Origin of the sequence: Williamsia sp. 1135 (assembly GCF_002095395.1) — a bacterium.
GTDB lineage: Bacteria > Actinomycetota > Actinomycetes > Mycobacteriales > Mycobacteriaceae > Williamsia.
In genome coordinates, this window is record NZ_MJEI01000076.1 from 1 (window position 1) to 22,603 (window position 22,603).

At 65.6% G+C, this 22,603-nt stretch carries 15 protein-coding genes and 3 tRNA genes; 12 read left to right on the plus strand and 6 right to left on the minus strand.

All coding sequences use genetic code 11. The features are described from left to right. The coding region (locus BFL43_RS07310) for a cytochrome c oxidase assembly protein (RefSeq protein ID WP_084891960.1) at window positions 1–1,447 on the minus strand (1,447 nt) is incomplete at its 3' end. A 153-nt stretch (window positions 1,448–1,600) separates the two neighbouring features. Here BFL43_RS07310 and BFL43_RS07315 point away from each other — a divergent pair. The 7 genes from BFL43_RS07315 to cmrA all read left to right on the plus strand — a co-directional run bounded on the left by BFL43_RS07315 (window position 1,601) and on the right by cmrA (window position 7,182). Continuing rightward, window positions 1,601–1,677: transfer RNA gene (locus BFL43_RS07315), tRNA-Arg, on the plus strand. A gap of 87 nt (window positions 1,678–1,764) precedes the next feature. Then, complete coding sequence (locus tag BFL43_RS28855) at window positions 1,765–1,914, plus strand: hypothetical protein (protein ID WP_168176553.1); 150 nt, start codon at window positions 1,765–1,767, stop codon at window positions 1,912–1,914. A gap of 4 nt (window positions 1,915–1,918) precedes the next feature. Further along, entirely contained in the window at window positions 1,919–2,164 is a 246-nt protein-coding gene (locus BFL43_RS07320; protein ID WP_240498119.1) for a DUF6188 family protein, read from the plus strand. A gap of 84 nt (window positions 2,165–2,248) precedes the next feature. Next, on the plus strand, window positions 2,249–3,565 hold the full coding sequence (locus tag BFL43_RS07325) for an HNH endonuclease (RefSeq protein ID WP_084891924.1): 1,317 nt from the start codon (window positions 2,249–2,251) through the stop codon (window positions 3,563–3,565). A 78-nt stretch (window positions 3,566–3,643) separates the two neighbouring features. Beyond that, the gene (locus BFL43_RS07330; RefSeq protein ID WP_084891925.1) at window positions 3,644–4,201 is read left to right on the plus strand and encodes a PadR family transcriptional regulator; all 558 of its coding nucleotides are present in this window, start codon (window positions 3,644–3,646) and stop codon (window positions 4,199–4,201) included. A gap of 39 nt (window positions 4,202–4,240) precedes the next feature. Next, window positions 4,241–6,286, plus strand: coding sequence for an NADPH-dependent 2,4-dienoyl-CoA reductase (locus BFL43_RS07335; protein ID WP_084891926.1), 2,046 nt, complete (start codon window positions 4,241–4,243; stop codon window positions 6,284–6,286). Between the two features lie 92 nt (window positions 6,287–6,378). After that, window positions 6,379–7,182, plus strand: coding sequence for a mycolate reductase (gene cmrA / locus BFL43_RS07340; RefSeq protein WP_084891927.1), 804 nt, complete (start codon window positions 6,379–6,381; stop codon window positions 7,180–7,182). Window position 7,183: 1 nt separating this feature from the next. On the opposite strand, the gene BFL43_RS07345 is transcribed toward cmrA, so the two are convergent. Next, the gene (locus BFL43_RS07345) at window positions 7,184–8,722 is read right to left on the minus strand and encodes a helicase HerA-like domain-containing protein (RefSeq protein ID WP_084891928.1); all 1,539 of its coding nucleotides are present in this window, start codon (window positions 8,720–8,722) and stop codon (window positions 7,184–7,186) included. A 63-nt stretch (window positions 8,723–8,785) separates the two neighbouring features. On the opposite strand from BFL43_RS07345, the gene orn reads away from it, so the two are divergent. Beyond that, complete coding sequence (orn, locus tag BFL43_RS07350) at window positions 8,786–9,385, plus strand: oligoribonuclease (protein ID WP_084891929.1); 600 nt, start codon at window positions 8,786–8,788, stop codon at window positions 9,383–9,385. A gap of 83 nt (window positions 9,386–9,468) precedes the next feature. Further along, window positions 9,469–9,541, plus strand: a tRNA-His gene (locus tag BFL43_RS07355). A gap of 145 nt (window positions 9,542–9,686) precedes the next feature. Here BFL43_RS07355 and BFL43_RS07360 read toward each other — a convergent pair. Next, window positions 9,687–10,898: an Ig-like domain-containing protein gene (locus BFL43_RS07360; RefSeq protein WP_084891961.1), complete on the minus strand. Its 1,212-nt coding sequence runs from the start codon at window positions 10,896–10,898 to the stop codon at window positions 9,687–9,689. A gap of 206 nt (window positions 10,899–11,104) precedes the next feature. Between BFL43_RS07360 and BFL43_RS07365 the strand changes: the two genes are divergently transcribed. Next, window positions 11,105–11,177, plus strand: a tRNA-Lys gene (locus BFL43_RS07365). A 167-nt stretch (window positions 11,178–11,344) separates the two neighbouring features. On the opposite strand, the gene BFL43_RS07370 is transcribed toward BFL43_RS07365, so the two are convergent. Continuing rightward, window positions 11,345–11,566, minus strand: a complete 222-nt coding sequence (locus BFL43_RS07370; RefSeq protein ID WP_084891930.1) for a DUF3618 domain-containing protein — start codon at window positions 11,564–11,566, stop codon at window positions 11,345–11,347. Window positions 11,567–11,705: 139 nt separating this feature from the next. On the opposite strand from BFL43_RS07370, the gene bcp reads away from it, so the two are divergent. Both bcp and BFL43_RS07380 read left to right on the plus strand, forming a co-directional pair. Then, window positions 11,706–12,179, plus strand: a complete 474-nt coding sequence (gene bcp / locus BFL43_RS07375; RefSeq protein ID WP_084891962.1) for a thioredoxin-dependent thiol peroxidase — start codon at window positions 11,706–11,708, stop codon at window positions 12,177–12,179. 20 nt (window positions 12,180–12,199) lie between these two features. After that, window positions 12,200–12,889, plus strand: coding sequence for a TetR/AcrR family transcriptional regulator (locus BFL43_RS07380; protein WP_084891931.1), 690 nt, complete (start codon window positions 12,200–12,202; stop codon window positions 12,887–12,889). Window positions 12,890–12,893: 4 nt separating this feature from the next. Here the strand turns inward: BFL43_RS07380 and BFL43_RS07385 are convergent, their stop codons facing one another. Both BFL43_RS07385 and BFL43_RS07390 read right to left on the minus strand, forming a co-directional pair. Next, window positions 12,894–13,298 carry a holo-ACP synthase gene (locus BFL43_RS07385; protein ID WP_084891932.1) on the minus strand — a complete coding sequence of 135 codons (405 nt, stop codon included), beginning with the start codon at window positions 13,296–13,298 and terminating at the stop codon, window positions 12,894–12,896. A 34-nt stretch (window positions 13,299–13,332) separates the two neighbouring features. Continuing rightward, a complete protein-coding gene (locus tag BFL43_RS07390) occupies window positions 13,333–22,557 on the minus strand; it encodes a type I polyketide synthase (protein WP_084891933.1) in 9,225 nt (3,074 codons plus the stop codon). Window positions 22,558–22,603: the final 46 nt, after the last annotated feature.

Below are 22,603 nucleotides of genomic sequence, written 5' to 3' on the forward strand. Positions count from 1 at the left end.
CGAACAGTACAGACGCCACCAGCGGGTGGGTCATGAACTTCGAGAACGGACTGTGCAGGAGCGCCAGAATCCATTCCCGGGGTCCCGGCGGTGCGCCGCGCCCGGCCGGTGCCAACGCTCTGAGCGCCAAGGTGACCGGACCACCGAGTACGAGAAGCACCGGCACCAGCATCGACAGCACCATGTGCGCGATCATGTGCATGCTGAACAGCGCAGGGGCGTATTTGCCCAGCCCGGACGACGTGGCGAACAACAGCGCCGCACAGCCCAGCATCCAGGCGATCGTGCGGCCGATCGGCCACGCGTCGCCGCGACGACGGAGCCTGATCACTCCCCGCAGATAGACGACGGCCATCGCGATCGCCAAGGTTCCGAACAACAGGTCGAAGCGCCAATCGGTCAGCAGGCTCCCGAAGGTCGGCGCTTCGTCGATCCGATATCCGAGCACGAGTTCGGCGGCCGGCATGTCCGCCGGGTTGACGTTGGCAGGCGGCGGAGTACGCGAGAGACCGACTGCGATACCGAAGGTCGCCGCAAACACGAGTAGCTCGACGAATGCGAATCTGACGAACGGCTTACGCTCGTCGCCGCCGGTCAAGGCCGGGATGGTCGTGCGACGATGCCAGGCGCCGAACCCGCCGAGGATCACCAACGCGGAGAGTTTGGCGAGCACCAGTTGCCCGTACGTCTCGGTGAAGAGTTGATCGATGTGCACGCGAACGAGAGCGTTGATGACACCGCTGGCGCCGACGACGATGAAGCACCAGAAAGCCACCCGCGAATATCGCCGGGCCGCGAGCGCGGTGAACTGCCCGCCCCCGCGTGCGTAGGCCAGCAGAGCGAACAGGCCACCCATCCACAGGCAGGCGCCGACGATGTGCAGGATCAGGCTGTTGGTGGCGACATCGTGACTTCCGCCGGTCGAAGAATGCCCCGCGATGGCTATCGGCATCAGCGTCAGCAACGCCAAAGGCAAAGTGATGAGGGTCCAGGTCCATCGCAACGCGATCCGGGCGACGATTGCGCAGATCAGAGCGAAGATCGCCGTCCACAACCATGATCGCGCGTCGGCCACCTGGTCGAAGGCGGTGGTCATGCGGTCGACAGTCAGGGTCTCCGACAACGGGAAGCCGGACGCATCTGAGATGGTCAGCGGGATCATGAGCAGTGCCGCGATCGCCCAGACCAACGCTCCCACCGATGCGAACCGGATTGCGCGGTACCCGCCGACGTCGAGAATCCCGTCGGATTGCGGCGGAACGAAGAACGCTGCGAACAGCGCCCCGCCCACGGCCACCACGGCACCGATCTCGCCGATCGTCTGCACGGTGGGCAGCCCGTAGCGTGTCAGCGCGCCCGGGTCACCGACGCCGGCCAGGTCCAGTGCCTTGCTCGCGGAGATGGCAGTGACAGCAATGGCGACGGCGGCCGCAACCCAGGCCAGCACCCAGCCGATGCTCGCCGCGGCGCTACGGCGGATGTCGATCGAATCGGCGCTCGGCGTACTCACTCTTTCAGGGTAGGCACCGCGCCGGTGTGACTTGCGTCCGCCCGCTCGAGCCGGGGCCGATATACTCACTCGCGCCGGTTGCACCGGCATGCCTCCGTAGCTCAGGTGGATAGAGCAAGAGCCTTCTAATCTCTAGGTCGCAGGTTCGAGTCCTGCCGGGGGCACCACGTTTTGGTGACTACGTTCCGAGATCGGGACGCTGATCGGCCTGCGGGTATACCGTCGAGTGTGACGTCCACCACACGGTGGTTGCCATGCAACTGTGGAGACAAGGCCACTTCGTCGAGCGCCTGACGTTCGACGACAATCTGACCCTGTTCTTCAACGGTCACCACGAGCTGGTGTTGTGGGTGGCCGTTCTCACTCACCTCACCACCGGTCGGCGGGCGCGGCATCGACCATGACGACATCGATCCCGCACAGGTGATTCCCGAGCAGCGCCCCATTTTCACCATGCTCGGCCACCACTGCGACGTAGCCGAGTGCGACGATCATGGCGCACTACATCTCGAGTTCGGTGACGGCAGCTCCATCGACCTTCCCACCGACCCGAACCGCCCATCCTGGGAACTGTTCGCCAAGCGCCGCGGCTACGCCACCTGTGAACGGACCGACGAGGTCCGCATCATCGAGCACCATCACGCGGTGTCCTGACCGCCGACCCTTTTGCGCCCGCGAGCTGTCACACCCCTGATCTACACTTCGAACAAAGATTCGATCTGAACATCGGGGGGCGGCATGATCGGCATACAAGAGGTATCCCTGCTGCGAACGCAGTTGCAAGAGTTGGACTTCGACGTATCGCCGACGGAGTCAGTTGAACAGCTCACGGCCCTCGAAGAACTCAAGGCATCGTGTGCGGCGGCGCAAGCCGGCGCGGTCATGAATCTGAATGTCAAACGCCGCGCAGAGCATCGCGCCCAGGGACTTCCGGAGAACAAGGTCGGAATGGGAGTGGCCTCAGAGGTCGGACTCGCCGCGCGCGTCTCACCCAGCCGTGGGAGTCGGATGCTGGGCTTCGCCCGCGCCCTGGTCGACGAGATGCCCCACACGATGGCCGCGCTCCGATCCGGCCTGCTCTCGGAATGGCGCGCCACCATTCTCGTCAGGGAAACCGCGTACCTCGACCTCACCGACCGACAGGCCATCGACGCGGAACTGTGCCGCGATCCAGCTGCCCTCCACGGGATCGGGGACAAGAGACTCGAGGCGCGAGCGAAAGCCCTGGCGTATGAGCTCGATCCACACGCAGTGGTCGCCCGGGTCGGCAAAGCCGAGAAAGACCGCAGGGTCACCTCACGCCCCGCACCTGATTGCATGGCCTCGGTCACCGCCTTGCTGCCAGTCGCCAAAGGAGTCGGGGTGGTCGCTGCGCTACGCCGTGCCGCCGACCTCCACACCGCCGAGGGGGATGGACGCTCGCGAGATCAGATCATGGCCGACGTCCTGTTCGAGCGAGTCACCGGATGCACCGCAGTCGACGGACCTCCCGTCACGGTGAACCTGGTGTTGTCGGACTCTGCGCTGATGGGCAAGACGAACGGCGCGGCACATGTCCAGGACTACGGACCCATCCCTGCCGAGATCGCGCGCCAACTCATCGCCACCGCCGCCGGGCGCGACACCGAACTCGCGTTGCGTCGGCTCTACGCCCGACCTGCAACAGGCGCCCTGGTCGCGATGGAATCAGTCGCGCGCACGTTCCCCAAAGCCCTCGCACTTCTGATCCAGCTTCGTGACCAAACCTGCCGAACACCGTTCTGCGACGCTCCGATCCGACATATCGACCACGTCGAACCACACGCTCGCGGCGGTCCGACCACGGGCGAGAACGGCCAGGGCCTGTGTGAACGATGCAATCACGCCAAACAGTCACCGGGTTGGCATTCCGAGGGCAAGTCGCCAGGGGGTGGCCGACACTCGGTGACCGTCACCACCCCGACCGGCCATCGGCACACATCGGTGGCCCCACCGGTGAGCGTCAGATCGTCAACGCGAACCAGGTCATCGGCCAGCCGGGTCGAGGCCCAGCTGCATGACCTGGTCGCCGCGTAGGAGTAACCGATCGGACTATGCACTCCGGGCATATGAACACTGTTGCATAGTGCCCTGTTGCATTGGTATGGTGCTGCCGTGGCCCTCGAACACGCGATCATGACCTCGCTGGCAGAGCGACCCGGGACCGGTTACGAGATCGGTCAGCAATTCACCCGGTCGATCGGCCACTTCTGGTCTGCCACCCATCAGCAGATCTACCGAACGCTCAAAAAGCTGCACGCCGATGGATTGGTCAGTTACGAATCGGTCGCGCAAGACGGAAGGCCGGACAAGAAGGTCTACACGTTGTCCGCGGAAGGCCTTGTGGCTCTGCGGGAATGGGTCAGCTCCCCTACCGAACCCCGCCAGTTACGCGACGAATTGGGCGTGAAGATCCGCGCCGCCGAAGCCGCCGATCTCCCCGATCTCATCGCCGAACTACGGCGTCACCGCGCACTCCACGAAGAGCGCCTGCGCCTCTACCAAGAATTCGAGAAAGACGACTACCCCGATCCCGATTCCCTGAATCTGCGCAAGCTCAAGCAGTACCTCGTGTTGCGCGGCGGCGTGCGCATCGAGGCCGGATTCATCGAGTGGTGCGACGAAGTGATCGGCGCACTCGAGAGTGTTGTCAGCCGAACGCCTGAAGTCTGAACATCGCGGCCAGCCCCCGCGGACGAAGAAAGGTCTCACATGACTAGTCCATACCCGAAGTTGTTCGAACCGTTGACGATCAACAAGGTCGAACTGAAGAACCGCGTCATCATGGGTTCGATGCACACCGGCCTCGAGGACCGGATCTGGGACGTCGACAAACTCGCCGCCTATTACGCCGAGCGCGCTCGCGGCGGAGCGGGACTCATCATCACCGGCGGCATCGCCCCGACCCGCGCCGGCCTGCTCATGCCATTCGGCGGCAAACTGACCAACAAGATCGACGTGATCCGGCATCGCCGGCTGACCAACGCCGTGCACAAAGAAGACGGCAAGATCGCGATGCAGGTCCTCTATGCCGGCCGTTACGGGTACACGCCGTTCAAGTTCGGTGTGAGCTGGGAGAAGTCACCGGTTCACCCGTTCCAGCCGATCAAGATGACCAACGCGATCATCAAACATGCAATCTGGTCGTTCGGCCGTTGCGCGAAGCTCGCGCAGGACGCAGGTTACGACGGCATCGAGATCATGGGCGGCGAGGGCTACCTGCTGAACACCTTCCTGTGCACTCGTACCAACAATCGCACCGACAAATGGGGCGGCAACACCGAGAATCGCCAGCGAATCGTCGTCGAGATCGTCAAAGAGATCCGCAAGCGAGTCGGACCCGACTTCATGGTCATCATGCGCCAGTCCATCGCCGATCTGGTCAAGGACGGCCAGACGTGGGACGAGATCGCCCTGCTCGCACGCAAACTCGAGCAACACGGTGTCGACGCCATCAACACCGACATCGGCTGGCACGAGGCGCAGGTCCCGACCATCGTCACTTCGGTCCCGCGCGGTGCCTTCGTCAGCTACACCGAGCGACTTCGCGAAGAGGTGTCGATACCGTTGATCGCCTCCAACCGCATCAACACCCCCGAACTCGGCGAGCAGATCCTCGAAGGCGGCCGGGTGGATGCCATCTCGATGGCGCGGCCGCTGCTGGCCGACCCAGAGTTCGCGAACAAGGCCAAAGAGGGCCGTGGCGACGAGATCAACACCTGCATCGCCTGCAACCAGGCCTGCCTCGACCATGCGTTCGTCGGTAAGAAGGTGTCGTGCCTGCTCAACCCGCGGGCAGGCCGCGAGACCACACTCACCCTCGGCCTCACCAAGCGGTCCAAGCGGGTCGCGGTCGTCGGAGCGGGTCCGGCCGGACTCGCCGCTGCAGTCTCCGCCGCGAAACGCGGGCACGAAGTCCATCTCTACGAAGCAGGTCCGAGCATCGGGGGTCAGTTCTCGATCGCCGCTCGAATCCCGGGCAAAGAAGAGTTCTCCGAGACCATTCGGTACTTCACCACCGCACTGACGGTCACAGGAGTGCAAGTTCACCTCAACACGTGGGCGAGCGCCGATGACCTCATCGCGCAGAAGTTCGACGACGTCGTCGTCGCCACCGGCGTGACGCCGCGCATGCCCGACATCCCGGGTATCGATCACCCCAAGGTGCTCTCCTACGCCGAAGCGGTTCTGGGGCACAAGGAAATCGGTAAGACCGTCGCCGTCATCGGCGCCGGGGGTATCGGCTTCGACGTCACGGAGTTCTTGACGGTCGACGACTCCCCCACCCTGAACATCAAGGAGTGGGAGCACGAATGGGGCATCACCGACGATCTGACCGTCCCCGGTTTCGTCGGTAGACCACGACCCACCCCCGCCGTTCGCACGGTGTTCTTGGTGCAGCGCAAACCCGGCCGCCAGGGTAAGACACTCGGCAAGACATCAGGTTGGGTGCACCGTGCGACCGTGAAGATGAAGGGCGTGGAACAGATCTCGGGTGCCAGCTACGACAAGATCGACGACGCAGGTCTGCACCTGAGCTTCGCGCCCAAGGAAGAGGGTGGCGAGCGCATCCACCGAATTCTCGACGTCGAGACCGTGGTGGTCTGCGCAGGTCAGGAATCGGTGCGCGATCTCGTCGATCCGTTGACTCTGGGCGGCGTCAACACCCACGTCATCGGCGGGGCCGACGTCGCCGCAGAACTCGACGCGAAGCGCGCGATCCGCCAGGGAACCGAGGTCGCGGCGAGTATCGTCTGATTCCGCTGACAGAGGGCCATCAGGAGGCCTCCGAGGCAGATACCCCTCGGAGGCCTTCTCCAGCGCATGCACGGCCGGTTACGATCTGCGCCATGGGTATTCCAGCACCGTCATCGTCGGCCAGGGCCGTGGTCACCGGGGCCTCATCGGGAATCGGTGAAGCTCTCGCCATCGAATTGGCCCGCCGTGGTCATTCACTGATCCTCGTGGCACGCCGTGAAGAGATTCTGCTGGCCACCGCCGTCGATCTCGCAGAACAATTCGGCGTCGAGGTCGAGGTGATGGCTACCGACCTGTCTGACCCCGAAGCCACTGCTGCGCTGTGCGACGTGCTGGCCGGTCGCGAGGTCTCCATCCTGTGCAACAACGCGGGGATTGCCACCTTCGGCCCCCTGGCCGAGCTCGATGCGGAATACGAGCGGGCGCAGGTCCGCCTCAACGCCGTTGCAGTGCACGACCTCACGCTCGCCGTGATTCCTCAGATGGTGAAGCGGGGATCCGGCGGGATCCTGATGGTGGGATCGGCAGCAGGAAACATGCCCATTCCCAACAACGCAACGTACGCGGCGTCCAAGGCCTTCGTGAACAGCCTGTCCGAATCCTTGCGCGGCGAGGTCGCCGCCCACGGTGTCCACGTCACGCTGCTCGCTCCCGGGCCAGTCCGGACCCAGACGCCCACCCCCGAAGAAGCCAGCATCGTCGACCGTGTGGTCCCAGACTTTCTGTGGAACTCGAGCGAGTATGTCGCGAAGTCGAGCCTCGACGCCCTCGAGCGCAACAAGATGCGCGTTGTCCCGGGCGTGCTGTCGAAGTCGATGTCTGTCGCCGGCGGCTACATTCCCAGAAACCTGACAGCACCCATCGTCGGCCGGTTCTACCGCAAGTTCGGCGACTGATTCATCGCTTGCGCCGCGCCGTTCCGAAGATCGACCTCGTGATCTCTCGTCCGGCCGCCGACGCCGCGGAGCGCAGAAAACTCTTCACAGCGGAATTTCCGAGCACCTCCTGCACCATCCCGGGCTCTTCCTTCTCCTTCTTCGCCGTCGGGACCGGCGCCGAAGCTTGCGGCGCAGCCTGTTCCACAAGGACTTTCGCGTTCAGCTTCTCGTAGGCGGATTCCCGGTCGATCGTCGGTCCGTACTTGGCCTGCAGTCCACTCGCCGTTGCGGCTGCCGTGATCGCATCGGGCCCGATGGTGTCCATCAACGACCGCGGAGCGCGCAGCATCGTCCAGGCCACGGGCGTCGGCGCGCCCTTCTCCGACAGGACGGTCACGATCGCCTCACCGGTGCCGAGCGACGTCAGAGCCTCTTCGAGGTCGTAGGTCTTGGTGGTCGGATACGTCCGGACCGTCTTGGACAGTGCCTTCTGATCGTCGGGGGTGAAGGCGCGTAGCGCGTGCTGGATCCGGGCACCAAGCTGAGAGAGCACCTCGTTGGGGATGTCGGTGGGCTGCTGTGAGCAGAAGAAGACCCCGACGCCTTTCGAGCGGATCAGCTTGACCGTCTGCACCACCTGCTCTTCGAATGCCTTCGAGGAGTCGGTGAAAAGCAGGTGGGATTCGTCGAAGATGAACACCAACTTGGGCTTGTCAATGTCGCCGGCTTCGGGCAGGAACTCGAACAGGTCCGCCAGGATCCACATCAGGAACGTCGAGAACAGCACGGGTCGCGCGGCCTGCTGCCCGAGTTCGAACAACGTGATCACCCCGGTCCCATCCGCATTCACCCGCAGCAGATCGGAGGGGTCGATCTCCGGCTCACCGAAGAAGGTGTCGCCGCCATCTGCTTCCAGATTGGTCAGCGCCCGCAGGATCACCCCTGCCGTCGCCGCAGACACCCCACCGATGCCTTTGAGTTCGGCCTTGCCCTCGTCGCTGAGCAGGTGCGCGATCACCGCCCGCAGATCCTTCAGATCGAGCAGCGCCAGGCCCCGCGAGTCCGCCCAGTGAAAGATCAGACCCAGAACCGATTCCTGAGTCGCGTTGAGCCCCAGGACCTTGCTCAGCAGGATCGGACCGAACGACGTGATCGTGGCTCGGATCGGTACACCGATGCCTTCGGTGCCCAGCGAGACGAACTCCACCGTCGAACCCGCCGGCGTCCAGTCGTCGCCGGTGTCGGCAGCTCTGGAGGCCACCTTGTCGTTGGTGGTGCCCGGCCGGCTCAGCCCGGAGAGATCCCCTTTGATGTCGGCCATCACCACCGGAACCCCGGCGGCCGAGAGCTGTTCGGCGATGACCTGGAGTGTCTTGGTCTTGCCGGTGCCGGTCGCCCCGGCAATCAACCCGTGGCGATTCATCATCGCCAGCGGAATCCGAACCTTCGCCGACGGATCGGCCATGCCCTCGACGACGACCGTTCCCAGCTCGAGAGCGGCCCCGTCGGTGGCATAACCGGCCGCGATCTCTCGGGCAGGGGAAACTGGCTCGGTCACGTGGACGGTCCTCTCGAGAGACTTGTCTGCTGGCAAAGACTATCGCTGAACTAAGGTGCAAGGGTGCAAGACAAACTTGTGTGGATCGACTGCGAGATGACCGGGCTGCAATTGGGCAGCGACAAACTCATCGAGATCGCAGCCCTTGTCACCGACAGCGAACTGAACATCCTCGGGGACGGTGTCGACGTGGTCATCCACGCCGACGACGACGCCCTCGCTGCCATGCCTGCGGTGGTGAAGAAAATGCATGCGGCCTCGGGCCTCACCGAAGAGGTACGCAAATCCACGGTGACGGTCGAAGAGGCCGAGAAGATGGTCCTCGACTACCTCCGCAAGGAGATCGGTAGCTCAGGTGTGGCCCCCTTGGCGGGCAACTCGATCGCCACCGACCGGGGCTTCATCACGCGGGACATGCCCAAGCTCGACGGCTACCTCCACTACCGCATGGTGGACGTCAGCTCGATCAAGGAGCTGTGCAGGCGCTGGTACCCGCGGATCTACTTCGGGCAGCCGGAGAAGGGCCTGTCCCATCGGGCGCTGGCGGACATCCGCGAGTCCATCCGGGAGCTCAAGTACTACCGGGCAACAGCCTTTGTGCCGCAGCCCGGACCCGAGTCGGCGGCGATCGAAGAGGTCACCAAAACCCTCGGTCCTGCATGATTTCGCCTGGCCAGATAACCGATTGGAATTCCTGCCCGGCATGCCGCTAGAGTAAGTCCCTGGTTCCGCTAGCGGTACCGATGGTGGGCGTAGTTCAGTTGGTAGAGCACCAGATTGTGATTCTGGCTGTCGCGGGTTCGAGTCCCGTCGTCCACCCCGACAAGAAGGCCTGTCCCGCATCGCGGGGCAGGCCTTCTTTCATTCACGACAGGCAAATCCGCTCCACCTACAGCAATCCGCTCCGCTTCCAGGGTTCTGGAAGCGGAGCGGATTGACAAAAGTGGAGCGGATCGGGACCTGGCTAGGCGTTGCCCCTCTTCCAGGTCTCCCACGGGATGTTCCAGTCGCCGAGTCCGTCGGTACCCGACAGCTGCGGGCCAACGGTGTTCTTGACGGTGATCACGTCGCCCCGCAGCGAGTTCTGGACCCACCAGAGAGCGTTCTCCGGGCTGACGTTCAGGCAGCCGTGGCTCGTGTTCTCGCTACCTTGCGCGTAGACCGACCACGGCGCGGAGTGGATGTAGATCCCGCTCCAGGACATCTGGGTCGCGTAGTCGACGTCGAGCCGGTAGCCGGCCGAAGAGTTGACGGGCACACCGTATGTCGATGAATCCATCACGATGGAGTCGAGACGGTCACCGATGATGTAGGTGCCGTTGTCGGTGGGCGTGGAGTCCTTGCCCATCGACGTCGGCATCGTCTTGATGACATTGCCGTTCTCGGTGACCGTGATCGTCTTGGTGGTGTCGTCGGCCGTCGCGATGAGCTCACGGCCGATGGTGAAGTTGGTCTTCAGGTTTTCCTGGCCGAACAGTCCGTCACCGAGATCGATCCCGTAGGTGTTCACAGCCACGTCCACCTTTGTGCCGGGCTTCCAGTAGTTCTCCGGCCGCCAGCGCAGCTCCGTGTCGCTGAGCCAGTAGAAAGCACCCTCGGTGGGCGGATCGGTCGTGATGGTGATCGCGTCCTGCGCGGCCTTACGGTTCGGGATCGACTCGTCGAAACGAATCGAGACCGGCATCCCGACGCCGACGGTCGAGTTGTTCTCCGGCAGCAGGTAGGCCTGCGTGAGGTTGTTCGGCGAACTCGTGGTGAACGTGGTCGTCGACTGCGTGCTGCCGCCGATGCCCTTGGCGTCGGCCACGAGCGTGTACTTCTTGTTGTAACCAAAGGAGCCTGCCGGCACGGTCCAGGTCTTCTTGTCTTCCGAGAGGGTTCCCTGGACCGGGGTTCCGCCTGCGTTCGTGATCGTGACGTCCGTCAGGCGGGCGTCTTTGGCGGTGACCTTGACCGGTGCACCGGGCGCGAACCCGACGTCGCCGTCCACGACCGGCTTGTCTGCGAACCCGGTGACCTCGACCGCGGGCTGGAGGAGATCATCGAACGGTGTCGTGCTGACCACCTGGTCGCTGTACTTCGGCGGAGTCGGGTCCGACGAACACGCTGACATGACACCCGCAAGTGTCACGAGGAAAATCACCAGGACAGCGGGCTTGCCAACCCTGCTGCCCATGGAGGCCTGCCGGAACCCCATCTCACTCCAAACATCTGCCTAAGGCCCGACGACGCGGGCAAGAAACCATCTGCGCGAGAGTCTACGTGCAAAGCCGGACAACCGGGAACCACAAAACACCGCAAAAGCCCTGGTTTACGGCGCGCGCGCCACGCGATTTTCATTTCTCGGGCTCGGCCTGCTACCGTTCCAACTCGAAAGAACGAGCGCCATTAGCTCAATTGGCAGAGCAGCTGACTCTTAATCAGCGGGTTCGGGGTTCGAGTCCCTGATGGCGCACAACGAAGAAAGATCCCCGGAGCACGCTCCGGGGATTTTTTCGTTCTACTGAGTAGTTCATCTACTCGAATGACGACACAAGCTGCTGCGCACGCGGATTCACTCCTTCACAGAGCTGAAAATGGGGGCCGCGACATCGCGACCCCCAATTCGACGAACTCGTCTGATCAGCTCGCGATCTTCTTGATCACGACTGCCAGCACGACGACACCCACCGCGATGAGCGATCCCGCGACCGCGGGCTTGCGCAGTGTTGTCAGCGCCGTGGACTTGGCGTCCTCAGCCAGCCGTGCAGGGCTGGCCCGGGTGGCCAGGGCATCGAGGGTGCCGGCGAGTTCGTCGCGGGCCCGCTCGATGTCGCGTTCGATTCCGTCGGTGTCGCGTCCCACAGGTCCTCCATCTAGTGCTGCGCCGCCTCGCCGATGGCCAGGTGCGTGTTCGGCCGGTCAGTATCGGCTCTACGGTAGTTCACCGCGGCGATCGGCAGTGCTCCGCCACACGTTTGCCCACTCCGCTAGCCTGAAGACGATGACTGAGAACACACGACTCGCGGTAGGCGACAACGCTCCAGGCTTCTCCCTCCCCGACGCCGACGGCAACACCGTCTCGCTGGACGATTTCCGCGGACGGCAGGTGATCGTCTATTTCTATCCCGCGGCCAGTACCCCGGGTTGCACGAAACAGGCGTGCGATTTCCGCGACAACCTCGCCGAGCTCGGCGGCGAGGGCATCGATGTCGTCGGGATCTCGCCGGACAAGCCGGCGAAGCTCGCCAAGTTCCGTGATGCGGAAGAACTGACGTTCCCGCTGCTGTCCGACGTCGACAAGTCCGTGCTGACCGCGTGGGGTGCTTTCGGGGAGAAGAAGATGTACGGCAAGACGGTCACCGGGGTCATCCGGTCGACGTTCTTGGTCGATGCCGACGGCAAGATCGCACTCGCCCAGTACAACGTGCGGGCAACAGGCCACGTGGCGAAACTCCGCCGCGACCTCGCCGTCTGATCCGAAAGCGTGCGACCCCCATGGCACAGGTGCACTCCGAACCCGGTACCGGGACTCGCGATGCCCTGAAGCCGGGGGCGTCGCGGCTGCTCAGTTCAGAGCCGTTGGTACCCCGGAAACGGCCGACCCAGCAGCGCAGCCAATTGCGTTTCGACGCGATGCTGGCGGCGGCGCGAGATCTGCTGATCGAGGTCGGGTTCGAGTCGCTCACCTGCGAGCACATCGCGCAACGCGCCGACGTCCCCATCGGCACGCTCTACCAATACTTCGCCAACAAATACGTGGTGGTCTGCGAACTCGATCGCCAGGACGCCACCGGCGTGCAGAGCGAACTGGCAACCTTCGCGGCGGAGGTCCCGTCGCTGGACTGGCCACGCCTGCTCGAGAAGTTCATCGATCACCTGGCGCAGTTGTGGCACGACGATCCGTCGAGGCGCGCGGTGTGGCTCGCGGTGCAATCGACCCCGGCGACGCGTGCGACCGCCACGGTGCACGAAAAGGCACTGGCGGCATTGGTCGCCCGGATCATCGCCCCGTTGACGCCCGAGCGCAGCCGCCGAGCGCTGATGTCCGAACTGCTGGTGCACACGGCGTATTCACTGTTGAGCTTCTCGGTGCAGGAAGGTCAGAACCACACCGACACCGTCGCGGAGCTCAAGCTCATGCTCGGTCGGTACATGATGCTCGAGGACCCCGAGAACAGCCGCTGACTTCTCAGCTCTCCGGTGGCGCTTCCTCGATGATCGCGACCGCTCCGGCCATGTCACCGTCGTGGGTCAGGGAGACGTGGACGACCGTGCCCTTCAGCAGGTCTCCGATCTCGCCGCCGAGTCTGATGGCCGGCCGGCCCCACGTATCGGTCACCACCTCGATATCGCCGTGGCGAATCAAGGGCAGCAACGGTTTACGCGCGAACCGGCTGACCGACCATGCCTTGATGACCGCTTCCTTCGCCGCCCACCGGGCTGCCAGATGCCTCGCCTCGCTGCCGGTGCCGGACGCGGCGTCGCGCCGCTCCCCCACCGTGAACCGGTCCGCGAACGTGGTGCCCGGTTGCTTCAACTGCTCGGCGAAGCCGGGGATCGACACGAGGTCGATCCCCACTCCGATTACCGTCATACGTCAGACATTCCCATATTTGGGTGGCAGACGCTCATGCACCGGCGCCGTAATGACCCGTCGCCGACAACCGCGCGTCACCGTCGAGCAGCATGGCCGCTTCCTGATCGCCCTCGTAGGCGCTGTCGTCGAACCGGCGGTTCGGCGGACGCTGGTAAGCCGGCTTGCCACCGAACATGGCCTCGAGCAGACGTTGCTGGCCGAGTCGTGACCGTTCGGCCGCGGCCGCCCGGTACTGCTCACGTTGCGCCGGATCCAGGGCTGCGACAAAGGCTTCCGGATGGACCACCGCGATCAGACCGGATACGTGCCCGAACCCGAGGCTGGTCAGCAGACCGGCCTTGAGCGCGAACCGCTTTCCGAAACGCAACGGGGCGGTTGGCCAGACGAGGTGCTTGTACTCCTCCATCGCCTCGTCGACACAGTCCAGACTGCGGTTCGGCGGGATGACCCCGTCGCGCAGAACCTGGCACAGCCCGATGAGCTGGAAGGCCGCGGCACCACCCTTGGCGTGTCCGGTGAGCGACTTCTGTGACACCACGAACAGCGGCGCACCCTCGCTACGGCCGAGCGCCTCGGCAAGGCGCTCATGCAGATTCGCCTCGTTGGGATCGTTCGCCTTGGTGGAGGTGTCGTGCTTGGACACCAACGCCACATCGTCGGGGCTCACACCCAGTTGACGCAGCGACTTGGCGAAGCCGGAATCCTTCTGTCCGCGAGCCGCTCCCAAGGCACCGATACCTGGCGCCGGGATGGAGGTGTGGACACCGTCACCGAAGCTCTGCGCCCAGCCGACCACACCGAGCACGGGCAGACCCATCTCGGCCGCGACATCACCACGGGCCAGCAGGATCGTGCCGCCGCCCTGCGATTCGACGAAGCCGCCGCGACGGCGATCGTTGGCGCGGGAGAAGCGGCGGGCGTCGATGCCCTGTGCTTCCATCTTCGCCGACTCTGCGGTGGCGGACATGTCACCGAATCCGACGATGCCCTCGATGCCGAGATCGTCGAACCCACCTGCGACCGCGAACAAAGCCTTGCCCAGTTTGATCTTGTCGACGCCTTCTTCCACCGACACAGCGGCGGTTGCGCAGGCGGCGACCGGGTGGATCATTGCGCCGTAGCTGCCGATGTACGACTGGACGACGTGCGCCGCAACGACGTTCGGCAGTGCCTCCTGCAGGATGTCGTTCGCCTTGGCCTCACCGGTGAACGTGTCGAGGTAGAGCGAGCGCATGGAGGTCATGCCGCCCATACCGGTGCCCTGAGTGTTGGCGACCAGTCCGGGGTGCACCCAGCGCATCAGTTCCGACGGCTCGAAGCCCGAGGCCAGGAACGCGTCCACGGTGGCGATCAGGTTCCACAGCGCGACCCGGTCCACCGACTCGGCCATGTCGGCTGACACACCCCATCGGGTGGGATCGAAGCCGGTCGGGATCTGACCACCGACGGTGCGCGTCAGGTTGAACCGACGCGGGACACGAATCTCGGTGCCCGCCAGGCGGGTCACCTGCCACTCGCCGCTCTCGCCGTCGACCTTGATCTTCGTCTTGTCGGGGCTCGACGACTGGAACGCCCTGGCCTCGGTCTCCGACGACACCGTGAAAGTGAGGTCGTCGTCGAGGAACACCGACGTGAGCAACGGCGAGGTGTTGTCGATCATGTCGCCGTCATCCGCGTACTTCCGGATTCCGCAGCGCTCGACGACCGCGTCGTGATAGCGATCGGCGATGTCCGCCTCCGCCACGGGATCCGACGTCTCGGCGTCATACCAGCCCGGCTTCGGAGTGGACTCCCAGACGATGAGCCCGGTGCTCCACGCCAATTCGAGGACACCGGCGGCCGACAGTTCGTCCTCGACCTCCATCTCGAAACGGGTCCGCGAGCTGCCGTACGGGCCGAGTTCGCCGGCACCGACGATGACGACCAGGTCTTCCGGCCGGGCATCGATCTCGCCCCAGTTCGGGGTGGTCGACTCAGGTGCGCGGGCCGGTGCGGGCAGAGCTGCCAGCGTCGGCTCGTCGTCGGTGTCGTCGTCCTCCGTGCGTGCGACCGCATCGGCCTGAGCCCGCGCCAGCGCCTTCATGTCGAGCGTGGCGTCCGCGAGCCCACCGGTCAGATCCAGCTGGATCGGCTCGGTGCGCGCCTGCTGACGGCTGTCCGGGGTGACGGCCTTGAGCAACTCCGTCGCCATCTCGCTCGTCAACCAGGTCCTGACGCCCGCGGCCTCGACCGCTTCGACCAGTCCGTCGTTGCTTCCCATCAGTCCGGTGCCTTTGACCCAGCCGATGAGGGCATGCGCCAGAGTGACCTTCGAGTTCCAGGAATCCTCGGCGCTCCAACGCTTCACGAGCGCGTCGAGAGCCGCCTTGGACTCGCCGTAGGCGCCGTCTCCGCCGAACATTCCGCGGTTCGGTGAACCCGGGAGCACCACGTGCAGTCGTGCCGCGAGATGGTGATCGGCCGCGATGTCGCCGAGACCGGCGATCAGCCGCTCGACCGACCAGAGCAGGACCTTCATCTCCAGTTCGGCGCGAGCACCGGCGTCGGTGAGGTCACCGGCGACCCGCGGTGCCGCGAACGGGAAGAGCAGGGTCGGCTTGAGGGCAGGTTTGACGACTCCGGTCTTGCCACCGAGGTTCTCGGTCTGCTCACTGCCGATCCACTCGATCAACTCGTCGACATCGGTGTACGACGAGAGGTTCGCCGGGGCGACCCAGAGCGCCGCGTCGCCGCGAGCACTCCGCCGGTAGAGCGCCTTGAAGAACGCCAACCGGTTGTCGTCGAGTCGCGAGGTGGTGGCCACCACTGTCGCCCCGCCTGCCAGCAACTGCTCGACCACCGCGGCGGCGATCGAACCCTTGCTGGCGCCGGTCACGACCGCGATGTCCTTGGCATAGGTATCGGGCTGCGGATCCTGTGCCGCATGGGCGATCTGGGCGTAGACCCGGGCATGCACCCGATGTCCGTTCGCCAGCGCTTTGCCCTGCCACCAGGAAGCCTGGTGGCACACCGTCTCGCCGGCGCCGATGAAGCGGGCGCTGATGTCGTAGAAATCGTTGTCGACGACGTGTTCGTCGTCGAGCCAGATCCGGGCGAGATCCTCGCGGGCACTGGCCCACCGGTCGTCGATGAGCACCGCGCAGCGCTCGTCGAATGCCGGAGCCACGACCCTGAGCCAATCCGAACCGAGTTCCGCGCTGACGCGTTCGAGGACTGCGGTGTTGTCTTCGGCCGGGGCGCCGACTTCCTGCTCGTCGGCCAGACCCAGCTTGGTCAGGATCGTCTGTGCAGCGGAGGCCAGGGCACCCGAGCGACCGATGAACTGCTCGGTCAACTCACCGAGGGCTGCAGCGTCGACGGTGCCGCCACCGCCGCCTCCGCCGACTGCCGGCTTCGACACCGAGATGCCCTTGTTGGAACCGACCTTCGAGACCGCAGCGTCGATCAATGCATCGATCGCGTCGGTGTTGGCCGGGGCAGCGGAGATCAGATCGCCGAGGTCGCCGCCGCGAACACTCACGCCGTCGCGGCTGCCGAGGGCGACCGCGAGGCTGGTGTGAAGCGCCCAGCCGGGTCCGAGCTGCCAGACCGAGGTGACCCGGTCCTCGATGTACGACGCGCGTTTGTTGACCGGTCCGAAGACCTTGCGGATCTGGTCGCCGATCGCATCGGTCAGCACCGAACCGAACGGCTTGTAGCCGCGGGCGAGTGCGTTCACGGTCGAGGCGAGCGCAGGCATCTCGGCCTCCGCGGCGCCGTCGATGGCACCGAGACCCAATTCGCCGCCGATGTCGAGCAGCAGCTGGTTGCGCCGCGACGAGACGCCGTCGCACAGTGCCTCGATCGTGTCGGCCGTCCCGATCTGATCGATGCGGATCTTGGTCCACAGCGCGATCACCGCGTCCACGGCGTCAGCCGGGGTGAAGGAGATGTCGTCGGGACGTGGTCCCGAATCGACCGGCGCAGCGACCGGAGCCGGTGCAGCGGTGGCGGTTTCGGTGGCCGGGGAGGCTTCTGCCGCTGGTGCCTCGTCGGTCGCGTCGTCCTCGTCCACATCGGGCGCGGTGTCCTTGGCCAGGATGACGTCGGAATCGCGCTCGATGTTGAGGATCTGCACAGCGGACTGCGCGTAGTCGTCGAGCTTGAGCGTGTTCCCCGCCAGACCGCTGAGCGTCGGAGCCGACTTGACGCCGACCTCCACGAACCGTTCGATGCCCGCGCCGCCGCGTTCGGCGGGCGTGAACAGCAGGTCCTGCGTCTCGATCCAGCGAACCGGGCTGGCGAACTGCCAGGCCAGCAGCTCGACGAGGATCACCCTGGTCAGCTCACCGGGCTTGGCGCTCCACGCATCCCAGTCGGCGAGAACCTCGTTGAGCGGATCCGACGGCACGAGATCGGCGATCTCCTGGACGAAGTCACGGCCGAGGTTGAACATCCGGGGCACCAGGTTGGGGACGTAGCGTCCCACCAGGATCTCGGGGTCGATGTGCTCGGGCAGCAGGTCCTGCAGACGGAGCCGGAAATCCGGCACGCCGGCCCGCAGCACCGTGGAGTGGAACGGCACGTCGATGCCGGGGATGACGATGAACGAGCGCTTGCCGCCGGTCTTCGCCCGCAAGATCTCGATCTCGGCTTCGAGGGCTTCGAGGCCCTTGACCGTGCCGGCGATCGCGTACTGCGAGCCGAGCAGGTTGAGGTTGACGACCTCGACGAAGTCTCCCGTACGCTCACCGATCTCGGCAACGAAGTCGATGACGTCGTCGTCAGCCAGACCGAACTGGCTCGGCCGAATGGCAGCCATCTGGTAGTCGCTGCGGCCCTTGGCATCTCGAGGAACCAGGTGATGCATGGCCTCGCCGCGCTGGAACACGACCTCGAGGACGGCCTCCAGCGGGAGAACGCCCGCGCACGCAGCCAGCGCGTTGTACTCGCCGACCGAGTGACCACAGGTGATGGCGTTCTCGACGAATGCGCCGGATTCCTTGAGCTCGGCGATCTGCGCGACGCCGAGTGTCGCCATGGCGACCTGGGTGAACTGGGTGAGGAACAGGACGCCGTCAGGGTGCTGGTAGGTGGTACCACCGGCCGACAGCGTGGTCGGGTTGTCGCGCACCACTGCCAGGATCGAGAAGCCCAGTGCATCGCGGGTGTGCTTGTCTGCGCGGTCCCAGATCTTGCGGGCGGCCTTCGAGCGCGAGCGGGCGTCGAGACCCATGCCCTTGCTCTGGATGCCCTGGCCGGGGAAGGCATACACGGTCTTCGCCGGGGCCAGCAGGCCGGTGGCGTTCATGACCAGCAGGTCACCCACCTTGGCGCTGACCTCGATGACGTCGCGACCGGCGTCCATGCCGACGCGGTCGACGCGGACGGTGACCTCGTCTCCCGGACGGACCATCCCCAAGAAGCGGGCGGTCCAACCGGTCAGTGCGCGCGGCACCGGGACGGGGTTCTTCGCGTCGGTGGCGGTCACCACGTGCTGCGCGGCCGCCGAGAGCCACATCCCGTGGGCGATGGGACTGCCCAGACCGGCCATCTTCGCAGCCGACAGATCGGTGTGGATGGGGTTGTGGTCACCTGAAACCAGCGCGAACCCGTTCATCCGCGACGGCGCCGTGATGGTCGCCTGGCGGATCTTCTTGCGGGTGGCTTCGCCGGTGCGGGCGCTCAGTGCACCGCCCGCCCGCTTCGGGTCGCTCAGTTCGCCACTGCCGGTGCGTCCGCGAACCGCGAAGCGCTCGGTCATGGTGGCGACCTCGCGGTCACCTTCTGCGATGGTGACATCGACGGTGACGACCCGACCGAGGTCGGTGTCGGTCACATCGGACAACGCGGCGATGACGGTGAACTCGGCCTTCGTGCGGGGCAGCTCGGCCAACGTCGTCGCCACGTGATCGAGGTGGACCAGGTCGAGCAAGCCTTCCACGACAGGCGCGCCATCAGTGGTGGTTGCCGCACCGATAACGCTGAACACAGCGGGCCAGCACAGGCCGACCAGCGTGTCCGGATTGGCGAAACCGGTGACGCCCTGGGGAATCGAGGCGCTGAGATGCTCAGGCAGGGTGTAGGCGGTGACGGCCGCGTGGTCGGCGACGAGGTCGGGATCCCAGGTGGCGGTGCGCGTTGCGCTGCCATCGGTCACCTCTGCCAGCGATCCGCCTGCGGCGACGGCCAGGAGCTGACGCATGGCGCCGGCCGCGGCATCGACGGTCACCGTGGGTGCTCCACCGTCGAAGATCGAGTTGTCGACGATCATCGGGATCGAGACCGTGGCCTTACCGATCGGCACGCTCAGCAGCACACCGTCTTCGGTGCGCTCCAGCACGGCACCGGTCGGTTCGTGTTCGCCACGCTCGGTGGACGGGAACTCCCACGCATCGCGATCACCCAACTGAACAATCGGGTTGGGCACGAGCCGGCCCGACCACTGGACGCTGAGAGCCTCGATCGCGCTGCCGAGGACACCGTCGACATCAACCAGTCCGGCGCGCAGCCGTGCGCTGATCGCAAAAGGCTCGGAACCGATTCCGTGGAGATCGGTGACGACCTGTGCTTCGAAGCGGTCGAGCAGTTCGCCCACCGGCTCGTCGACGCGGGTGATGCCGGCAACGGCGACAGGACCCGGGATGATGCAGACCTCGTCCGCGCCATAGCGAGCATCGTGTGCCTGCCACAGCGAGTCACTGCGCCACCAGCGCCGCACGTCCTTGTCGATGACGGGCACGAAGTTGACGGGCTTGCCGGGCGTACGGCAGAGCTCGAGGAAGAAGAGCAGGTCGGCCGGGTGCAGCACGTCGGTGTCCGCAGCCGGGTACACCGCGACGAGCGCGTCGATGGCAGCACCGGGGTTGTCGGTGGCCGCTGTGTGCCCGAACAGCGTCGGGATCTGGCCGCGATCGGCATCGTTCAGGCGGGCCTCGGCGCGCTGCAGCATGTCGATGAAGCGCTGGCGCCAGGTGATGTCGACCCAGGTGTCGGGTCCGGTGGCCTCTCCGACGGCGAGCTCGACGTAACGGTCGAGCCACTGCCGGTAGGTCATCTGCGCCACATCGCCGATGTACGGCTTCGCGGTTCCGGTCAGGGCCTCGATGATCTCGTCGCGGCGCTCGGCCACGGCGTCCTCATCGCCTGCCACCTCGTCGAGCAGGCGGCCACACCGCGATGCGGCGTTGTCGACCTCGTGGATGTCGGCGCCGAGCTGGCTTCGGCCCGAGGCCATTCCGGCGGTGGCGTAGCCGGCGCCGATCCACTCGTCGCAGCCCGGGGTGTTGACGAGCAGTTCCTTGACCGCGGGTGAGGTGGTTGCTTCCTTGGTCGCCATCGCGGCAGTACCCACCAGGATGCCGTCGAGCGGCATCAGCGGGTAGTCGTGTGCCGCGGACCAGACGCCGGTGAGGTACTCGCTGGCGCGCTCGGCGGTGCCGATGCCGCCGCCGACGCAAATGACGACGTTGGGCCGCGCCCGCAGCTCGGCATAGGTCGCCAGCAGCAGCGAATCGAGGTCCTCCCAGGAGTGGTGTCCACCCGCGCGGCCACCCTCGATCTGGACGATCACGGGGTAGTGGGGAACCTCGGCCGCGATCCGGATCACCGAACGGATCTGGCCTATGGTGCCGGGCTTGAACGAGACGTAGGGAATCTGGGCCTCGGCGAGCTCGGAGACCAGGGCAACCGCCTCGTCGAGCTCAGGGATTCCTGCCGAGACGATGACGCCGTCGATGGGGGCGCCGTTCGCGCGCGCCTTCTGCACCAGACGCTTGCCACCGATCTGCAGTTTCCACAGGTACGGGTCGAGGAACAACGTGTTGAACTGCGCCTGGCGACCGGGCTCGAGCAGCTCGGTCAGCTTGGCGATGTTGTCGGCGAAAATCCCTTCGGTCACCTGACCGCCGCCGGCGAGCTCGGCCCAGTGGCCTGCGTTCGCGGCGGCCGCGACGATGGCGGGGTCGACGGTGGTCGGCGTCATGCCGGCGAGCAGCATCGGGGAACGCCCGGTCAACCGGGTGAACGAGGTCTCCACGACCTGGCGTCCGTCCGGCAATTCGACGATGCGCGGGCTGTAGCTGCTCCACGGACGCTGCACGTCGGGGATACCGCCGGGGGCGAACAGGTTGCGCTGGCCGCCGCGCTGGCTCACCGAGATGAGTCCGACACCCTGGCCGCGAACCACGGGAACGCTGAGGCGAGTGGCGACATCGCCGGGGCCCAGATCGAGGATCCACTTGGCGCCGGCGCTCACGACGTCGTCGAGTGCATCCACCCAGTCGACGCGGTCGACGAGCACGGCTGCGGCCAGGCGGCGCGCGGCCACCGGATCGATGTCGCAGGCCTGTGCCCATTCGGCGACCAGATCGGCCGCGGCGTCCAGCGCGGGATGATGGAACGCGATCGACACCGCGAGGGGGTCGAAGACAGGCGCGAAGGCGGAACCGCCGGTGGTCTTCTTCTTGCGCTCGGCTGCCTCGGCTGCGGCGATGGTCTCGCACTGGGCGACGAACGCGGCGAGGTGGCGGGGAGCGCCCGACAGAACCACTGAGCGGCGACCGTTGAGAATGGAGAGGACGGGGGCCGACTCGCGGTCGCCTTCGCGCAGCGTCCGGGCGTAGTCGTCGACCAGTGTCTGGATCCGGGCCGGGTCGACGTTCGCGATCGACAGCATCGGACTTCCGGCGGCCTCGGCGGTCAAGCCGCGCCGACGAGCCACCAGTGCGCCTGCAGCACCGATCAGATGTGCGACGGCCAGCAGCGCTCCGTCACCCAGCCCACTCTCGATGGTGGCGGCCTTGATCGCCTCGGTGGCGAGAACCCCCTGCGAATGTCCGATGGCGGCGACGGGAGGCATCGCGGCGAGGTCGAGACCCTGCTTGCGCGTGGCGCTCACAGCAGCCAACTGGGCGAGCAGGATGCCAGGCACGGAGACGGGAGCGGCAGCCAGCGCGGCGTCGGATGGAGTGACCTCTTCAGCGTTGTAGGCGCGCACCCAGCTCAACGGATGGAATCCGTCGGGGCGTACTGCGGACAAGCGGTCGGCCACCGGCTCGATGAGCCGCTCGGCGGCTTCGACGATCTTGGCAGTGCTGCGATCGAGATCGGCGTCGATGACCAACTCGGCGAGAACGGGCAGCCAGGGGCCGCCCTGTCCACCGAAGCTCACTGCGTACGACTCACCATCCCGCAGTCGGTCGATCAGGGATCCATCGGGCCGGGTGGCCCAAGCAGAGTTTTCTTCGGATCCGGTGCGGAACTGGTGAATGGTCACGAGGCTCCCTCATGTAGCTGGTTGCGTGTGTTTCTGCGGATGTGAG

Bases quoted from the DNA above. Each gene is read 5' to 3' on its own strand.
- BFL43_RS07385 (WP_084891932.1), bottom strand. From the start codon at position 13,298: ATGACGGTAATCGGAGTGGGGATCGACCTCGTGTCGATCCCCGGCTTC.
- cmrA (WP_084891927.1), top strand. From the start codon at position 6,379: ATGGGTATTCCAGCACCGTCATCGTCGGCCAGGGCCGTGGTCACCGGG.
- bcp (WP_084891962.1), top strand. From the start codon at position 11,706: ATGACTGAGAACACACGACTCGCGGTAGGCGACAACGCTCCAGGCTTC.
- BFL43_RS07325 (WP_084891924.1), top strand. From the start codon at position 2,249: ATGATCGGCATACAAGAGGTATCCCTGCTGCGAACGCAGTTGCAAGAG.
- BFL43_RS07360 (WP_084891961.1), bottom strand. From the start codon at position 10,898: ATGGGCAGCAGGGTTGGCAAGCCCGCTGTCCTGGTGATTTTCCTCGTG.
- BFL43_RS28855 (WP_168176553.1), top strand. From the start codon at position 1,765: ATGCAACTGTGGAGACAAGGCCACTTCGTCGAGCGCCTGACGTTCGAC.
- BFL43_RS07335 (WP_084891926.1), top strand. From the start codon at position 4,241: ATGACTAGTCCATACCCGAAGTTGTTCGAACCGTTGACGATCAACAAG.
- BFL43_RS07380 (WP_084891931.1), top strand. From the start codon at position 12,200: ATGGCACAGGTGCACTCCGAACCCGGTACCGGGACTCGCGATGCCCTG.